The sequence below is a fragment of the Nonomuraea sp. NPDC047897 genome (assembly GCF_043204415.1).
GTDB lineage: Bacteria > Actinomycetota > Actinomycetes > Streptosporangiales > Streptosporangiaceae > Nonomuraea.
Genome location: NZ_JBIDCC010000022.1, coordinates 39,902 through 56,148 on the forward strand (window position 1 = coordinate 39,902; position 16,247 = coordinate 56,148).

Sequence of the window (16,247 nt, forward strand, 5' to 3'; positions counted from 1 at the left end):
GGCTTGCCGCCATGACGCCTGCCGTCACGGCGCGGTCAAGCCGTGTACGCGGCGAGCAGGTTGAGCCCGCCGCGTACCGCCCGCTCGAACTCCTGCACCGATCCGGCCGACTGAGCCAGCACGTAGGCGCCCTGCACCACCGCCACGAGGGCGGCGGCCACGTCGGCGGGAACCATACCTCCGACGAACTCGCCCTGCTCAAGGCCCTCCTCAAGCAGCTCCTCGATCCGGCGGCGCAGATAGGCGAACGTCTCGCCCAACGGCTCCCGCAGGGCAGGACTCCCCGCCACCTCCGGATCATGTGCCAGGCGCCCGACCCGGCACCCGCGCAGCACGTCACGCTCGCGGAGCAGGTAGGCGGCGATCCGCTCGTACGCGGTGCCGGGCTGCGAGAACTTCTCCTCGGCCTGCGCCCGCAGCTCCTCGGCGCTCCGTCGAATGGCCTGGAGCGCCAGGTCGGGCTTGCCGGCGAAGTGGTGGTACATGCTTCCCTGCCCGGCCCCGGCGAGCTGCTGGATCGCCTTGGGGCTGGTGCCCACGTATCCGCGTTCCCAGAGCAGCTGTTGTGCGCTCTCGATGAGTCGTTCCGCTGTGCCCATCTGAACGAGTGTACCTACCGGTATGTACAGCCACAACCCTTGCGACGTCTTTGACCAGCGGAAACACCCGAACCCCCGCTCCGCCCACGATCCGGCACCATCCGGACGCCCGGCGCCCCGCGGCCTGGCCCGTTTCGCGCGGGATGAGACGCCTGCCGGTCCGAGTACCCTTGTTGCCATGGCAGCTGGGGGTAGGTCGTCGGGCAGGCCCGCGAAGAAGAAGGGCCCGTCCAAGGGCGCCGGAGGGCAGAGACGCCGCGGCCTCGAAGGCAAGGGCGCGACCCCGCCCGCCGAGATGCGCCACTGGTACAAGGACAAGGCGCGCACCGAGCGCATCACCCGTGAGGAGCGCGGCGGCCAGCGCCGCCCCGCCGCACCCCGGCAGCGCCGCTCCGACGACGCCCCCGAATACATCGGCGGCCGCAACCCCGTCCTGGAAGCCCTGCTCGCCGGCGTGCCGGCCAACGCCCTCTACGTCGCCCAGCGCATCGACAACGACGACCGGGTCCGCGACTCCATCAAGATCGCGACCGAGCGGGGCATCGCGCTGCTGGAGGCCACCCGCGACAAGCTCGACCGCCTCACCGAGCAGTCCGTCCACCAGGGCATCGCCCTGCAGATCCCGGCCTACGACTACGCCCACCCGGCGGAGCTCGTGGAGATCGCCCGCGACGCGGCCGAGGTGCCCCTCATCGTGGCCCTCGACGGTGTCACCGACCCCCGCAACCTCGGCGCCATCGCCCGCTCCGCCACCGCCTTCGGCGCCCACGGCCTGATGATCCCCGCCCGGCGCTCGGCCGGCGTCACCGGCGGCGCCTGGAAGACCTCGGCCGGCACCCTCGCCACCCTCCGCGTGGCCCGCTCCGCCAACCTCACGGCGGCCCTGCGCGAATACCGTGACGCCGGCCTGTTCGTCATCGGCCTCGACGGCGAGGGCCGCACCGACATCGGCGACGTCGGCCTCCTGTCGGAGCCCCTGGTGATCGTCGTCGGCTCCGAGGGCAAGGGCCTGTCCCGCCTGGTCCGCGAACACTGCGACGTGGTCGCCCGCATCCCGATGAGCACGGCGGCCGAGTCGCTCAACGCAGGGGTGGCGGCGGGAGTGGCACTCTACGAGGTCGCTCGTCACAGGCGCCGCTAGCGTCTACACTGATAGGCCGCGCCGACGTAGCTCAATCGGCAGAGCATCTGTCTTGTAAACAGAAGGTCAGGGGTTCGATTCCCCTCGTCGGCTCTGCACCGGAAGGCCCCTGAACAGGCATGACGCCGTCAGGGGCCTTCTGCCTTCCGGTCGTCAACCGGTGTCTTCAGCGCCTTCGGAAGTCACCTTGGGAGCCACCGGGATCCGTCCATCCAGGAGAGCTGGAGATGGCCTCCGTGGCCGCGCGCCGGTCGCCCTCCAGCAGGCCGTTTCACCGGGTAGTGGGCTGGCCGTACTTCCGCGCATTCCTGTATCCGCAACTTGTCACTGCCCGGGTCACGATCATGTCCTCGACGACAGGAGCGCACGCGAGCGCCATGAACAAAGCTCCCGACATCGATCGTGAGCTTCCGCACCATATGTACACACCAGCTCGGCGGAATCGCCATCAGCGAACGTTAGGATCACGCGGTGGACACAACGAGCGATCTTCCCAATGCGTCTCGCCTGTGCGCTCCGATGAACGTCAGCGGCAGGGCGTGGGGGACGGTCGCCGCATTGCTGGGGCTGGGGACGGTCTATGCGACGAGTGCTCCTGGGTGGCATTTCGCGTGGCTCATGCTCGTCGGTGTCGGTTGGCTGTTGTTCGGCGTCGGTTGGCTGATCGTGCTCGGTGTCGTCCTTGTCAGGCGGGGGAAGCCAGTCGCATTGCGTCGTAACTGGACGTTCTGGGCCGTGCCGCCTCTGGTCGTGGCGTTGGTCGGCTCGCTGGTCCACGTCGGTGCGCCGCTCAGGATGCGTTTCGAGTTGTCACGCGGCAGTCTCGACCACTTTGCGAAGACGGTGTCAGAGGGGACCCCGCCGGGGAAGCTGAGTTGGATCGGTCTGTATCCCGTCGAGTACCTTGAAGGAACCCACCGGGCCTTCGGCTTCATGATCGAGAACACGGGCTTCTTCGGAAGTTACGGCTTCGCCTGGAGTCCGAGTGGAGAGCCGGACATCGACGCGCCAGGCTACTACCGCCACTTCGACGGCCAGTGGTACATCTGGATCGACGATTGATAGACGATTCGTCCGTCTCGGGCGCCCAATCGCTCGCCAAGGCATGGTAGGTCGGCGAGGTGGTTTCTTGGCCTTGCTAGGAGCCACCTTGGGAGCCACTCGAATAGACGATCTACGGTGAACGACCGGGCCTTCCGCGACCAGCAGAACGAACGACTCTGAAGACCGTTTGGGGACTTGTAAACAGAAGCTTCGGGGTTCGATTGCCCCCCGTGGGCCCCGAGGTGGAAGCCGCATAAGCTTGGAATCCACGAGGGTGGGCTCGGCGTAGCTTCCGGCTTTGCGACTACGTCACCTTCGCCGCCAGGGGCTCCAGACGGTCCTTGGTCTCTGGGTGTTGGCGCCGCTGGGAGGATGGGTCTGGCCGAGCTGGGACTGCTGGCTTTGTGACGGCATCAATCGTTGAACCTGGGGTTGTGTTTGTGACAGTACCCCTCGGATGATTCGCTGCTTGCCCGGTTGCTGGCCTTGCTGCGGATCTTGGTATACGAACAGATCCATAAGTTTGCTGAAGTTCCATTCAATATAGGGTTGTGCGCGCTTCCATTCGCGGAACTCGACCCTTAGAAGTAGCCAGGCGATGAGAATGGCGACGATCAGCGCTGTCGCGATACGGTCGAACCAGAGTGCTGCGTAGGACCAATCCGCCTTGTCCCAGTGCAGCATATTGTTGTGTCGTGTTATCCATCCGTATATAGATAGTGCGCCGCAAGCGATAGCTATAATAAGGAGCCATTGTATGTGCTTGAAGTTGTTCTCGCGCTCCTTGGTGAGATAGGTGTAGAATCTGTAATCTGGTTTACTGTTTTTAACTTCTCCAGCAAGTATACGCTCTTGCTCTGAGGAAGGGTGGCGGACGATCACGTCCGGCTCGAAGCCGATAGGGTGCCGCTTCATGGTCCGATGAAACCCGGAGGGGAATTCCCGCACAATCGTCGCTGCCTCATCGTAGAGCTCGATGAGATTGTTACTCAGCAACCGAATGGTGATGCGATTGTTGAATTCGAGCGACATTAGTCCCCACAGGCGAGGTCTAGGTGCGAAGGCAATGGGGTCTCCTGCGTCCACCTCTCTGGCGAGGCTTGCATTAGCGACTGCAAGATTGTGGAGAAGCTCTGTTCGCATCTGGATTCCCAGGCCGTGATTCACCGGCAGCCACCCCAGCTCGCACAGGACACTTCGCAGCTCGTCATGAGTTATGGGTGGGCTGCTTCCGTCCCGGCCTGCGGCATTGAATCGCAGCGTTAGGCGCATATTGTCATCGTATCGCGATAAACACATAATGTGGTTAAATGGATGGCTGATTATGGGTCATGTCGTCAAATATGTATCGCTACGGAAAATCTATGTGAGAGTAGCCCTCTCTTTATGGGTACTAGCCTCGATCTTTCGTGCGCCCGGCAGGACGGAGGTGAAGCCGTGACGTAGCGGCTGATCTGTCCGTTCGTAAGCTCGTCGTCGCTTGCCGGTGGGAGTCCGGTCCGGGTAGCTGCCAGGGGGCCCGGGTAGCAGGCTGGCGGTTTCGTCTGGAAACGGGCGGGGTCGAGGCCCAGCGCCAGAGGCCCTTACACGGGGGCAATGAGGCGGTCCGTAGCATGAAGCGAGGGCCTGCGGCGTCGTTAGAGGTCCCGGCCGTGAGGTCGGGAACAGGGGAGAGCTGAGCGTGCCCTCGTGACCTGGACCGCTATCCTGGCTGGCTATGGAGGTACACCGCCATTCCTTGGACGGCGCGGTGCGGCGTCTGCGGGAGCCGGTCGACCAGTTCGGGAGGCACACCGGCGCGCTGCTGTCGTCCATCGCGGGGGGCTCCCGCTCGCCCTGGGGCATCGGTCTCATCGGCACGGTGATGGACCAGGTCAACGAGCGGCTGGGTGAGGCCTGCGCCCACCTCCACGACAACCTGTCAGCCGTCGGAGCGGGTGTACGGGAGATGAGCGAGCGGTCGGCCGTCACGGAGCTGGCCGCCGAGCAGGTGATCGACGAGGCGCTTGCTTGGCGGTGATGTTGCCGCCTCCGCTGTAGGCGGCGTTCTCCATGCTCGGCGTACCGTGGCCGACCGAGGACGAAGACGGCCTGCGCGAGTGCGCCGCCGCCTACAGAGGGTGCGGGGAGACGCTGGCCACCGACGTGATCCCGGCCGCGCACGGTGCCATCCGGTACGCGAACGTGGGCAACAGCGGCGCCCACATCGACGCTTGTTCAACGGCTTCTGGGCCGAGTACCACCAGGACGGCGACGACAGCGCCCATCTGCAGAGCCTCGTCACCACCATGAATGCTCTGGCCGACAGCCATGACCTGGCCGCAGTGCTCGTCGAGCTGGTGAAGAAGCTGCTGATCGCGATCGCTGCGGCAACGGCCGTGATGCCGGCGTGGGCTGCCGCCACTTTGCCGTTCACCGGCGGCATGTCGGCCCTGACGGCCCGCGCGTACATCAGCGGCGCCCGGTTGCTCGCCCAGCGGGCCGTGGTGCTGTTCCGCCGTCAGCTCGACCGGTTCTTCGGCGGGCGGCTGGCGGAAGGCGTCAACAAGCGCCTCGCCCGGATCCTTGAGGCGGCCGCCCCACAGCAGCTCGGGCTTCGAATGCGGTTGGGGGGTCGTCCCGACCCGCTGCGGGCCGCCGCGGACAGGAGCGTGAAGGTCGGGGCGATCTCGCCGAAGCCGGTGTGGCGTCAGGATCGGCTCATCCTCAGACGGGCCGACGACCGCCACCCGGACGACATCTTCGGTGCGGGCTTCCACCCACGCAACCCGGCGAACACCGATCTGGAGTCCCACCTGCGGTTCGAGCCGTCGGCGTTCGTCAGCACCACGAGGCTGGACAACCCCATGGACATCTTCCCGGCCCGATACCTCTACGATGTGGACGCGCCGGGCGGTATCGACCTCGCCGAAACCATGGGCAGCGCCCTGCGCACGGGGCACCAGCGGGAAGTGGCGTTTCCCGGCGGGGTCGAGGGACGCTTCGTCAGGGGCGTACGCTCCTACGATGCCGAGACCGGCACTTTCGGTGACTACCTCACCAACCCCCACTACCGGCCCTGAGCCACTCCCTTGTGTTCGCCGGTCAGATGATCGGGACGTGGAGCGACCGGAAATGCTCTCGGTGGGCTCCTGGTGCGCTCCTGAGCGGACTCGCGACACCGAGAGCGACATTCACCTGTCCGGGGACGGTGTGCTTATTCCTGGGGACGGGCGCGGCTGCGGGCCGCGCCCGCTCGCTGTTCTAGCAGAGGTCCAGCTTGTCGTACCGTGCGATGGTCAGCGGGGCGAGGAACTCTAACGTCTTACCCGCACCGATGTTGCCGCACTTGTCGGGCGCCCACTTCCATACCACCTTGACGTTGTACTTGCGGCTGCAACCGTTCTTCACTCTGACGTAGTGGAAACCGAGGTGGTTGATGCCCTCTGCCGTCTTCTTGACGCAACTGGGGGCCGCGAGTGCGGTTTCCGCACTCGCGGCGCTCACTCCGGAGGCCAGCAGGAGCGCGACCCCCGAGGCCACCGTGCACAGCTTGAGGCCGGTTCTCATCGCCGAGTCCCTTCGTTGATGATCTTCTGTCGTGGCAAAGGATACTGACGGCCGCATGCGCTGTCGCGAGAACAGCGACGAGCGCTGGATCCGCGCGGCCGGCGCGCGCGGCGGGCCTCCCCGTCTCCGCGGTGAGCTGCAGTGCCGGCAGATGGCATAGCCCGTCACGGGTGTTCGTCGAACTGTCACTGCCCGGCAGGGTTGAGGGTGGAATGATCGACCTGTGGCTGAATCGACCTATCTGAACGTGAGCGCGCAGGGCGTCAAACGCGTCGCGTACGATCTTGAGCCGGTCCAGGAGCGGCTCAGGATGCTCAAGGAGACGGTTCCCGAGGCCGGCCTTTCGTGGCACGCGTTGGGTGTGGTCGGCATGCCCGCCGCTTGGCGTTACGGCTTCGTGGTGGACGGGTTCGGCGGCAAGGTCGGCGATCGCATCACGCACCTGGATAAGCTGGCCGGCGATCTCATGACCACCGCCGACGGGTATGTGAAGACCGAGGACGCCAACCTGAAGACCCTGATCGGCGGCCTCACGAGATCGCACGACGGATACGATCTTCACCAAGACCCGGACTCTCGGGTCAGAGATCATCGGCCTGAGTGGGGCGAGCCGGGAATCTCCGACGACATGCTCTCGTCGCACAACCTCCTGGACATGCGCAGCGGGGGGTTGATGGCCGGAGCGACAGCCTCGGCCGTCTTCGCGGGGCTCTATCCCGACAGCGGTCCCTACTCGAAACGCGGCCTGGCCCTGGACGCCGCACACAGGAAATACGAGTACGCGCGACGGTGGAACGGGGACGTCGCAAGCGCTGAGCGCGAGTACTCAAGAGCGGCGAAGCTCAGTGCGCGTTCCAACGCCGTCATCTCGGCTGCCACGAAGCTGAGCTTCTCCGCGCTGCTGGGCTTCGCGCTCTCGCTCGCGACCGCCATCCCGGACGACCACGCCCTCGACACGGCGATCGGCCGGTGGACCGAAATGGCCGAGGATCTCGACGAGATCTTCGGCGCGAACAGCGTGCACCACAGGAAGGCGCTCGCCGAGGCGTGGGACAGTGAGGCGCTGGCACCTGCCGACAAGAAGCTCCGTGACTTCTTCACCGCCGGATATCGTCTGGCCGACCAGGCGGTCGCGCAGGCCAACGCGCTGCAGGATCTCGTGAAGGCGCAGAACCGCCTCCACGACCTCGCGCTGACTGTCTCCTACGCAGAGCTCGCCATCATGTTCGGGTTGGCCGTCGCCGCCTTCGTCAATCCCCTGGGGAAGGTCGCGCTGGCCATGGAAGGGGCCAAGCTGTCCAAATTCATGATCGCTGTTCACGCGGCGATCGCGGCGGCCGGCATGGCATATCTCGCCGTCATCACCAAGGGCGATTCCGACGACGCGCCGCCTCCCGCCAGGACGTGACGGTGTTCGGCGAGTCAGCGGACCGCTCCGAAGGGGGCCTTCGAGGCTTTCTGCGTCGCTAGGCTCCCCAGATGACCGACATCCAGCGCCTGGTGGCCGACGCCTACGGCGACGGCCGTTCCCCGCCGTACAGGATGAGGCCGACCGTAGGCGCGGCCGGTCACCTGGGGTCCATGGGCGCGCCAGGCTCGTGGCGCCCACCATCGGACGCCCACTGTCGCAAGGGAGCGTGCTTTCGGGCGTGTGGGGTGTTCGCCCAGGTCGGGGACGGTCCGGGTGGTGGGGCCGCGATGAAAACCGGGTGACAAGGCGGACCTCTTGCCGGAATGCTGGGGCGGGCGATGAGTTTTGTCGGTGGTGTCTGTCAGTCTTCACATGACCACCACTTCCTGTGAGTCGCCAGGCTGCGACGCCAGCCATCCCCCTGTCATGTTCGACAACCCCGATCGAGGTACCGTGCCCAGCCCACAGCTCGACTCACCCGCCACCCCCGCGGCCACCGCCCCAGGTCGCACCCCGGCCGTGATCCGGCTGTTGGTGCTCGCCACCTTCGTGGTCATCCTCAACGAGACGATCATGATCAACGCGATCCCGCGGCTGATGGGCGCGCTGCACATCACCGAGCAGACCGCGCAGTGGCTCTCGACCGCCTTCATGCTGACCATGGCCGCTGTCATCCCGATCACCGGATGGTTCCTGCAGCGGGTGTCCACCCGCGGCGCCTACACCACCGCGATGGGCTTGTTCCTGCTCGGCACGGCGTTGGCCGCCGTCGCGCCGACCTTCGAGGTGCTGCTGGGCGCCCGCATCATCCAGGCGTCCGGCACCGCTGTGATGATGCCGCTGCTGATGACCACGCTGATGCAGGTGGTGCCCGAGGAGGACCGGGGCCGGGTGATGGGCAACGTCACCCTGGCCATCTCGGTCGCGCCCGCCATGGGCCCGACGGTCTCCGGGGTGATCCTCCAGTTCGGGTCCTGGCGGCTGCTGTTCGCCGTGGTGCTCCCCATCGCCGCCCTGATCACGTGGCGCGGCCTGAAGCAGCTCAAGAACGTCGGAGAGCCCCAGTTCAGCACCGTCGACTGGTGGAGCGTGGTGACCGCGGCCGCCGGCTTCGGCGGCCTGGTCTACGGGCTCAGCCGGTTCGAGGGAGGTGACGTCAGCGTCGCCGCCGCGATCGTGGCGGCCGGTCTGGTCGCCATCGCCGTCTTCGTCGTCCGCCAGCTGTCGTTGCAGAAGCGCGGTGTGCCGCTGCTCGACCTGCGCACGCTGCGGCACCGCACCTACACGGTGGCGCTGATCATGATGTCGGTGGCGTTCATGGCGATGCTCGGCTCGATGATCCTGCTGCCGCTGTACCTGCAGAACGTCCGCGAGCTCAGCGCCCTGCAGACCGGGCTGCTCGTGATGCCGGGCGGCCTCGCGATGGGCTTGCTCGGTCCGACCGTCGGCCGCCTGTTCGACCGGTTCGGCGGCCGGGTCCTGGTGATCCCGGGGGCGATCGCGATCACGCTGGCGCTCACCGGCTTCACGCAGGTCACGATGACCATGCCGTTCTGGCAGCTCCTCGGTCTGCACGCGCTGCTGATGGTGGGGCTGGCCGCGACGTTCACCCCCGTGTTCACGCTCGGGCTCGGAGCGGTTCCACCGCCGCTCTACTCCCACGCCAGCTCGATCCTGAGCACGCTGCAGCAGGTCTCCGCCGCCATCGGCACCGCGCTCGTGATCACCGTGATGAGTGCGCGGGCCGATGACCTGAGGGCCGCGGGAGCCACGGAGGCGCTCGCCAACCTCGACGGCATGCGGCTGGCCTTCATCATCGGGGCGGTGCTCTCCGTGGTCGTGGTCATCACCGCCCTGCTCCTGCCGGCGCGGGCGGACCGCAAGGGCGAGATCGAGGAGGCTCCGCCGATGGCGGCGGCGTGATCACTGTTGAGGGCGGGCCTGGTCGGCTGCGATGATCACGACGGTCCTGTCACCCTCTGCACCACAGGAGCACCCTTGTTCAAGCGTCGTGCTTTGACCTTGTCCGCAGCCCTCGCCACGTTGGTGGTGTGCGTCGCCGTCCCCGGCGCGGCGGCGACGGATGATCCGACTGATCCGGGGCCGGTTTACCGCACGGTCACGGACAAGAGCGGGCTGCTGGCCTTGCAGACCCATGGGCGTCCGGACGGGCAGGACATGGTCTTCCGGATCTCGGGCTCCGTCTACGCCAACATCGAGGGCAACGCCTACGATCCGCGGCTGCGCCATGGCCAGAAGCTGTTCAATCTGGAGGGCTACAACATCCGGCGCCTGTACCGGGTGCCCGGCACCACGCAGCTCTACCAGCTCTCCCGCGAGATCGTCTTCTACACCGACCCCGCCGATCCTACGAAGGTCCTGCGGGAGTGGAAGAACCCGATCGACCTCCGGACCTACCCCGTCGTCCCCATCAACAACGACACGGTGAACTTCGGCCCGTTCAACGTCACGCCCTCCTACGCGGGCCCGCCGATGCGGGAGGTGCACGACGAGACCGTGTGGACCAGCGACATCCCGGTCCGCACGGACTTCAAGCTCGCGCTGGGCGAGTCGTTCGGCCTGGTGAACGGTGTCTACACGGCCCAGGAGATGTTCGACTTCTACGTCGACGCCCGCGAGGTCGCGGCGCGCACGGTCGTGGGCACCGTCCCCAGGGGCGCGATGAAGACCAAGATCAGCTGGTCGAGGACGAGTCCGTGGGCGCCGTTCATGTGCCTGCCGGAGACCGACGTCCGCGGGCAGCTCACCTACCACGCCCGCAGTTGGTCGCTGCACTCCTACCGCGACCTTGAGCCGTGGCTGCGCGCGGAGGTCGAGGCCGCCTATCCGCTCTACAAGGCCGCCCCCACCGCGCCTGGCCCGAGCGAGAACTCCTGGACCTCCTTCCACGCCAAGCAACTGGGCGGCGGGGCCACTACCTGGGCCGGCTGGTGCGCCGCGCAGGGCAAGGCGTAGGATGCCGGACCGGTCGTACGGCGGCCGCAGCGGGCCATGAGCTCGGCCGGGCCACCTCGGCCGTAACTCGACCGGGCACCCCGGTCGGGCCACCTCGGCCGTGAGCTCGGCCGGACCACCCGGCCGAGCGTCGCGCCGTCGTGGACGGACGCTGTCTGGCGCCAGCCGACGGATGCTGTCGGGCGCTAGCGGACGGCGCAGAGGAGGCGGTTGTTGCCACGCTGCCAGAGGGTGCCGACCTCGGCGAAGCCGGCCTTGCGGAGGGCTTCGACGTGCTGGGAAAGCAGGTGGGACTCGGAGCCGTGGTGGCTGGCGCCGGCTGTGGTGCGGGCGGTGTCGAGTTCGGCGAAGCGGGGGTCGGCGGCGATGGCGTCCCACCACTCACGCCAGTCCTCCGGCCGGCCGCCGTTGGCGAAGACGCGCTCGGTTTCCCGTTCGTGTACGGCGCGCTCCAGCCGGCCGATGGCCGGGGTGTCGTCGTCGGAGTCGAGGTGGTCGCCGTTGAGCAGCACCCCGCCCTGCCGCAGTACGGTGGCCAGTTCGGCGTACATCGTCTGCAGCTCCGGCTCGGAGATCCAGTGCAGCGCGGTCGTGCTGACCGCCGCGTCGGCCGGGCGGTCCAGCCCCAGCGAGGCGCTCCAGCCGGGTACGCGCAGATCGAGGGAGTGGAACGTCAGGTGCGGGTAGGCGGCCCGGCCGAGGCCGAGCAGCAGCGGGTCGGCGTCCACGGCGACGACCTTGGCCTGGGGCAGCCGTTCCACCAGCCGGGCTGACAGCGAGCCGGGGCCGCAGCCGAGGTCGATGACCAGGGGGTCGGGGCGGCCCAGCGCCTCGACGGCGTCGATCAGCACGGTGAAGCGCTCCTCGCGGTCGGGCAGGTAGCCCTCCTGCTGGCGGTCCCAGCGCGCGATCCACTCCTGTGCGGCATCGTGAGTAAGCACAGCCGACTCCTTGTCACTGTCGTCTAGACTTTCGTCAGTCACAAGCTAGAGCAAAAGGTGTAACCGGTCAATTGGATTTCAACAGTCACACAGATGCCGTGGTCCGCGTCACGGTCACCCTGGTGAACGAGCTGACCCCGGGCGAGCGGCGCGGGCGCCCCGCCCCGCTCCCTGACGACCTCGCCGGGGCGGCGGGCCGGGCGCTCCGCGACGTCTATCCGGGCCAGCGTGACGTCACGGCGGCCGAGGCCACGGAGCTGGCCGAGGTCGCGGCCCGGCTGCGGGAGGTGTTCGAGGCGATGGCGGCGCAGGATGTCGACGCGGCCGCCCACCGGGTCAACGCCCTGCTGGAGGAGACCCGCGCCCGGCCCAGGCTCGAACGGCACGACGGCGAGCCGTGGCACCTGCACTTCCACGGTCCCGGTGGCACCATGGCCGCCGACTGGGGGGCCAGTTGCGCCACCTCGCTGGCGATCGTGCTGGGCGGTGAGTTCGGCGACCGGCTGGGCGTGTGCACCGCGCCGCACTGCGACCGGGTCTACGTGGACGTCTCGCGCAACGGCACTCGCCGCTTCTGCTCGACCGCCTGCCAGAACCGGGTGAAGACGGCGGCGTTCCGGGCCAGGGGCAGGGCGGGGTGAGCGAGCGCCCCCTGCTCCAGCTTTCCGGGCCGCCCCTGCTCCAGTTCCCCGGGCCGCCCCCTGCTCCAGCTCCCCGGGGGCGGCCCGGGGAGCTGGAGCCCGTTCATTCGGCGGCCAGTCGTTCCGCCTCTTCGTGCAGCGCCGTGGTGAGGAGCAGCTCCAGGTGGAGCTCCTCCAGATCCGGCGCCGCGAGACCGTCAAGGACGCGCATGTGGGCCTCCCTGTGAAGGAGGACGCCTCACGGGCCGCGACGGTTCACCGCTCGCGCGAATATCGGCCCGCCCGTACGTGACGGGCCACCCATCCCCAAAGCCGTCAGGCGACCCCCGACAGCCCCGCGGACCGTCCGTCCCGCATCTGGGCCTGCATGATGTCCTGCCGTTCGGCGTTGATGCGCCGGCAGAGGGCCACGTAGGCGGTCAGCACCTTGCTGTAGGACTGCCGCGCCTCGTCGAGCTGGGCGCCGAGGGCGAGGATCCGCACCGGATCCCCGTGCAGCTCGGCCTCGGCGAGCAGCGCGCGCGCCTCCTCCACGATCTCCTCGGCTCGCATCCTCGTACGGCGCAGCAGTGCGGAGCACTCGTGGAGCTCGGCCAGCCGCGCCGAGGAGACGATGAGCTCGGCGGCACGCACGGCCGAGTCGGTCGACCCGTGCCTGCGGAGATCAGATGCCATTCCCGCCACCTCCCCGGTCAAGGTTGCCTAAGCGTAGACGCGTGGAGGCCCTCGGCGGATCACCGCCGGACGGTCGGAGTAAGCCACTCCTACCGGTGTAGAACTTCTCTCCTCCGCGGGGGAAAACCCTGTTCCTGAATGTAATTCGACGTTGACGGACTGTGACCGGTCGCTGGTGATGGCTGGGATCATCTGCGGCAGACCGTCGTCGGCGGGGACGGGGGGCGCGTACGTCGAAGTCTGCGATACGGCCGCACGACCTCCCGGCGCGGTCACATACTGAAGCCGAATGGACGCGGACAGTAGCTATCGAGGGGCGTGGCGTGGCCATGACGACAACGGGCACTGACGGCGGCGGCGAGGACGCGGTGGATGTCAGCGTGGTGGTCCCGGTCCGTGACTGCCGGCCCTACCTCGACCGTTGCCTGACCTCGGCGCTGGTCCAGCGAGTGAAGAAGGAGATCGTCGTCGTGGACGACGGCTCGACCGACGGCAGCGCCGAACTGCTCGACCTGTACGCGGCCTACCACCGCGCCAGCGTCAAGGTGGTGCGCCTGGAGGGCTCCTCGGGCGGCGCCGGCCGGCCGCGCAACATCGGCCTCGAACACGCCACCGGCCGTTACGTCTTCTTCTGCGACGCCGACGACTACCTCGGCCCCGAGGCGCTGGAGCGGATGGTCGCCATGGCCGACCGCAACGGCTCCGACATCGTGCTCGGCAAGATCGTCGGCCATGGTCGGCGCGCCCCGGCCTCGATGTTCCACCGCGACGCCGACCGGGCGCCGCTGGGCGAGAGCGCCGTCTACAACAGCCTGTGCTGCTTCAAGCTGTTCCGCAGGGAGATGCTCGAACGGCACCGCATCAGGTTCGCCGAACGGGTGATGATCGGCGAGGACATCCACTTCACCGTCCACGCCTTCTGCCACGCCGACGCGATCTCCGTGGTGGCCGAGCACGACTGCTACCACCTCGTCGCCCGGCCCGACGGCAGCAGCATCATGCAGCAGGCGGGCAGTCGTGACCCGCTCGGCTGGCTCACCATGATCAGGGGCCCGATCGCGCTCATGGCTGAGCACGTCCCGCCCGGGCCGCTGCGCGACCACCTGCTGCTGCGGCACTTCAAGCTCGACGTGCTGGCCCAGCTCGGCGCGCCGTTCCTGCAGGCGGGCGAGGTCCGGCGCAAGGACATCGCCCAGGAGGTCGCCGCGCTGTGCGACGAGTGGCTCACCTCGGGCGTCCGCGCCCGGCTGAGCGGCATCGACCGGCAGCGGCTCGCCGCGCTGGAGGACGTGGACCGGCTGGCGCGGCTGGCCTGCATCGAGAGCGCGGCCGTCCGCCGCCGGCTGACCGGGCTGCGCTGGGAGGCCGACCGGCTGGTGGTGACCGGCGAGGCGGGCCTTGAGGGCGTCCGCGCGGCCGACGGCGTCAGCCTGCTGCTGCGTTCCCGGGCCGAGCCCGCCCACGAGGTGGTGGTGGCGGCGGCGCACGGCCCGGCCCGGAGCGGCCGCGCCGGCGTGGAGTTCGCCGCGCGGGTGGACCTGGGCGCCCTCGGCTCCGGCGTGTGGGACCTCCGGGTGGCGATCGAGGTGGAGGGCGTGGTCCGGCACGCCAGGCTGGGCGCCGACCGCGACGACGAGGTCACCAGGCCGGCGCCGCGCCTGGTGCGGGGCGTGGTCGCCATCCCCTACTTCACCAAGGACAACGGCAACCTCAGCGTCGACGTGGGCGGGCACCTGCTCACGGTGCCGGGGACCGTGCGCATCACGCGTACCCGATGGGCGCTCGGACAGCGGCTGGCCATCGACGGCGAGGTCCTGGTCGGCGGGTGCGTCCCCGCGGCGTCGGCGATCCGGCGGCTGGTCTGGCGGGAGCGGCGCACGGGTGACGAGCGGGCGGACCGGGTGGTGGCGCTGCCCGGTGGCGGCTTCGCGGCCAGGCCGCCGGTGGGCCGGTTCGCGCCCGGCACCTGGGACGCCTACCTGGAGGTGGAGGTGGGCGGGCCGCCCGCGCGGTTCCGGGTGGAGACCGACCCCGCGACCGTGGCCGGGCCGCGCCGGCCGTGGGGTGGGATCGCGCTGAGGAGCGTGCGGCCGTACGCGACGCCCGGAAGGGGCCGGCTGAGCACGGTGGTGCGGAAACTCACAGCCAGGAGCCTGCTCCGACGCATGCTGCGCTAATGCCACCTATATGCAGGTGCAAGACAACGTCCTAAAGTGGGGCTGTAATCCCGCATCTGGAGGATGTGTCGTGCACGTACCCGATGGTTTCTTCAACGCGGCCGTATCCCTCTCCACCGGGGCCGTCGCGGCCGCCGGCGTCGCGGTGTGCCTGCGCGGCGCCCGGCGCGAGCTCGACGACCGGACCGCCCCCATGGCCGGGCTGGTCGCCGCCTTCATCTTCGCCGTCCAGATGCTGAACTTCCCCGTCGCCGCCGGCACCAGCGGCCACCTCATGGGCGGGGCGCTGGCCGCGATACTCGTCGGCCCGTTCACCGGTGTGCTCTGCCTGGCCGTGGTGCTGCTCGTGCAGAGCGTGTTCTTCGCCGACGGCGGGCTGACGGCCCTCGGTGTGAACATCACGATCATGGGGATCGTCGGCGTGCTGGTCGGCTGGGGCGTCTTCCGGCTGGTCACCCGGGTGGCCCGGGGCAAGGGCGCGATCACGGCGGCGGCCTTCCTCGCCGCGCTGGTCTCGGTGCCCGCCTCGGCGCTGGTCTTCACCCTGCTGTTCTGGATCGGCGGCACCGCGCCGATCGAGGCCGGCACGGTGGCCGCCGCGATGGGCGGCGTGCACGTGCTCATCGGCGTCGGCGAGGGCGTGATCACCGCGCTGACCGTGGGCGCGGTGCTGGCCGTGCGGCCCGATCTCGTGTACGGCGCGCGCGGGCTCGCCGCGCCGCTGCTGCTGCGGGACGCCGGCGGCACCACGACGGTCCAGCCCGACCAGCCGGAGGCCGGGAGCCGCGGTACCCGGCCGTTCCTGCTCGGCGGCCTCGGCGTGACGCTGGTGCTGGCCGGCGTGGTGTCGTTCTTCGCCTCCGCCAGCCCCGACGGGCTGGAGTCGGTCGCCGAGGACAAGGGCTTCCTGGGCCAGGCCACCGACCACCTGTTCGGCTCATGGTCGCTGGCCGACTACGGTGAGGTGGGCGGCATCCCCGTGGGCGTCGCCGGTGTGATCGGCGTGGGGATCGTGCTGCTCGTCGCCGCGGCAGTCGCCCACGCGGCGCGCGGCCGTGCCGCGGACCGCGAGCGGGCCGGGGTCTGAGCGAAC

15 protein-coding genes and 1 tRNA gene are annotated in these 16,247 nt (G+C 68.7%); 11 read left to right on the plus strand and 5 right to left on the minus strand.

The features are described from left to right. Window positions 1–35 precede the first annotated feature (35 nt). On the minus strand, window positions 36–599 hold the full coding sequence (locus ACGF0J_RS35010) for a TetR/AcrR family transcriptional regulator (protein ID WP_393153020.1): 564 nt from the start codon (window positions 597–599) through the stop codon (window positions 36–38). A 178-nt stretch (window positions 600–777) separates the two neighbouring features. On the opposite strand from ACGF0J_RS35010, the gene rlmB reads away from it, so the two are divergent. From rlmB to ACGF0J_RS35025, 3 genes are all read left to right on the plus strand, one after another. Then, window positions 778–1,740 (plus strand): 23S rRNA (guanosine(2251)-2'-O)-methyltransferase RlmB, encoded by a 963-nt coding sequence (rlmB, locus tag ACGF0J_RS35015; RefSeq protein ID WP_393153022.1) that lies wholly within the window; start codon window positions 778–780, stop codon window positions 1,738–1,740. A gap of 20 nt (window positions 1,741–1,760) precedes the next feature. After that, window positions 1,761–1,833 (plus strand) — tRNA-Thr (locus ACGF0J_RS35020). Window positions 1,834–2,211: 378 nt separating this feature from the next. Then, window positions 2,212–2,802, plus strand: coding sequence for a hypothetical protein (locus ACGF0J_RS35025; protein WP_393153024.1), 591 nt, complete (start codon window positions 2,212–2,214; stop codon window positions 2,800–2,802). 291 nt (window positions 2,803–3,093) lie between these two features. Here the strand turns inward: ACGF0J_RS35025 and ACGF0J_RS35030 are convergent, their stop codons facing one another. Beyond that, window positions 3,094–4,056 (minus strand): hypothetical protein, encoded by a 963-nt coding sequence (locus ACGF0J_RS35030; protein ID WP_393153026.1) that lies wholly within the window; start codon window positions 4,054–4,056, stop codon window positions 3,094–3,096. A 445-nt stretch (window positions 4,057–4,501) separates the two neighbouring features. Here ACGF0J_RS35030 and ACGF0J_RS35035 point away from each other — a divergent pair, with 445 nt between their 5' ends. Continuing rightward, window positions 4,502–4,804, plus strand: a complete 303-nt coding sequence (locus tag ACGF0J_RS35035; RefSeq protein ID WP_393153028.1) for a hypothetical protein — start codon at window positions 4,502–4,504, stop codon at window positions 4,802–4,804. 193 nt (window positions 4,805–4,997) lie between these two features. Then, window positions 4,998–5,846 carry a hypothetical protein gene (locus ACGF0J_RS35040; protein ID WP_393153030.1) on the plus strand — a complete coding sequence of 283 codons (849 nt, stop codon included), beginning with the start codon at window positions 4,998–5,000 and terminating at the stop codon, window positions 5,844–5,846. Between the two features lie 181 nt (window positions 5,847–6,027). Here the strand turns inward: ACGF0J_RS35040 and ACGF0J_RS35045 are convergent, their stop codons facing one another. After that, a complete protein-coding gene (locus tag ACGF0J_RS35045; RefSeq protein WP_393153032.1) occupies window positions 6,028–6,333 on the minus strand; it encodes a hypothetical protein in 306 nt (101 codons plus the stop codon). A gap of 223 nt (window positions 6,334–6,556) precedes the next feature. Between ACGF0J_RS35045 and ACGF0J_RS35050 the strand changes: the two genes are divergently transcribed. The 3 genes from ACGF0J_RS35050 to ACGF0J_RS35060 all read left to right on the plus strand — a co-directional run bounded on the left by ACGF0J_RS35050 (window position 6,557) and on the right by ACGF0J_RS35060 (window position 10,720). Continuing rightward, a complete protein-coding gene (locus ACGF0J_RS35050) occupies window positions 6,557–7,741 on the plus strand; it encodes a hypothetical protein (protein WP_393153034.1) in 1,185 nt (394 codons plus the stop codon). 456 nt (window positions 7,742–8,197) lie between these two features. After that, the gene (locus ACGF0J_RS35055; RefSeq protein ID WP_393153036.1) at window positions 8,198–9,667 is read left to right on the plus strand and encodes an MDR family MFS transporter; all 1,470 of its coding nucleotides are present in this window, start codon (window positions 8,198–8,200) and stop codon (window positions 9,665–9,667) included. Window positions 9,668–9,760: 93 nt separating this feature from the next. Further along, complete coding sequence (locus ACGF0J_RS35060) at window positions 9,761–10,720, plus strand: DUF1838 family protein (RefSeq protein ID WP_393153038.1); 960 nt, start codon at window positions 9,761–9,763, stop codon at window positions 10,718–10,720. Window positions 10,721–10,905: 185 nt separating this feature from the next. Here ACGF0J_RS35060 and ACGF0J_RS35065 read toward each other — a convergent pair whose 3' ends face one another. After that, window positions 10,906–11,661: a class I SAM-dependent methyltransferase gene (locus ACGF0J_RS35065; protein ID WP_393153040.1), complete on the minus strand. Its 756-nt coding sequence runs from the start codon at window positions 11,659–11,661 to the stop codon at window positions 10,906–10,908. A gap of 71 nt (window positions 11,662–11,732) precedes the next feature. On the opposite strand from ACGF0J_RS35065, the gene ACGF0J_RS35070 reads away from it, so the two are divergent. Next, complete coding sequence (locus ACGF0J_RS35070; RefSeq protein ID WP_393153042.1) at window positions 11,733–12,302, plus strand: CGNR zinc finger domain-containing protein; 570 nt, start codon at window positions 11,733–11,735, stop codon at window positions 12,300–12,302. A gap of 315 nt (window positions 12,303–12,617) precedes the next feature. Here ACGF0J_RS35070 and ACGF0J_RS35075 read toward each other — a convergent pair whose 3' ends face one another. Then, the gene (locus ACGF0J_RS35075) at window positions 12,618–12,977 is read right to left on the minus strand and encodes a hypothetical protein (protein WP_393153044.1); all 360 of its coding nucleotides are present in this window, start codon (window positions 12,975–12,977) and stop codon (window positions 12,618–12,620) included. 329 nt (window positions 12,978–13,306) lie between these two features. Here ACGF0J_RS35075 and ACGF0J_RS35080 point away from each other — a divergent pair, with 329 nt between their 5' ends. Beyond that, complete coding sequence (locus ACGF0J_RS35080) at window positions 13,307–15,154, plus strand: glycosyltransferase family 2 protein (RefSeq protein ID WP_393153152.1); 1,848 nt, start codon at window positions 13,307–13,309, stop codon at window positions 15,152–15,154. A 70-nt stretch (window positions 15,155–15,224) separates the two neighbouring features. Beyond that, window positions 15,225–16,241, plus strand: coding sequence for an energy-coupling factor ABC transporter permease (locus ACGF0J_RS35085; protein WP_393153046.1), 1,017 nt, complete (start codon window positions 15,225–15,227; stop codon window positions 16,239–16,241). The last annotated feature ends 6 nt before the right edge of the window (window positions 16,242–16,247 follow it).

Bases quoted from the DNA above. Each gene is read 5' to 3' on its own strand.
- ACGF0J_RS35035 (WP_393153028.1), top strand. From the start codon at position 4,502: ATGGAGGTACACCGCCATTCCTTGGACGGCGCGGTGCGGCGTCTGCGG.
- ACGF0J_RS35080 (WP_393153152.1), top strand. From the start codon at position 13,307: ATGACGACAACGGGCACTGACGGCGGCGGCGAGGACGCGGTGGATGTC.
- ACGF0J_RS35045 (WP_393153032.1), bottom strand. From the start codon at position 6,333: ATGAGAACCGGCCTCAAGCTGTGCACGGTGGCCTCGGGGGTCGCGCTC.
- rlmB (WP_393153022.1), top strand. From the start codon at position 778: ATGGCAGCTGGGGGTAGGTCGTCGGGCAGGCCCGCGAAGAAGAAGGGC.
- ACGF0J_RS35030 (WP_393153026.1), bottom strand. From the start codon at position 4,056: ATGCGCCTAACGCTGCGATTCAATGCCGCAGGCCGGGACGGAAGCAGC.
- ACGF0J_RS35075 (WP_393153044.1), bottom strand. From the start codon at position 12,977: ATGGCATCTGATCTCCGCAGGCACGGGTCGACCGACTCGGCCGTGCGT.
- ACGF0J_RS35010 (WP_393153020.1), bottom strand. From the start codon at position 599: ATGGGCACAGCGGAACGACTCATCGAGAGCGCACAACAGCTGCTCTGG.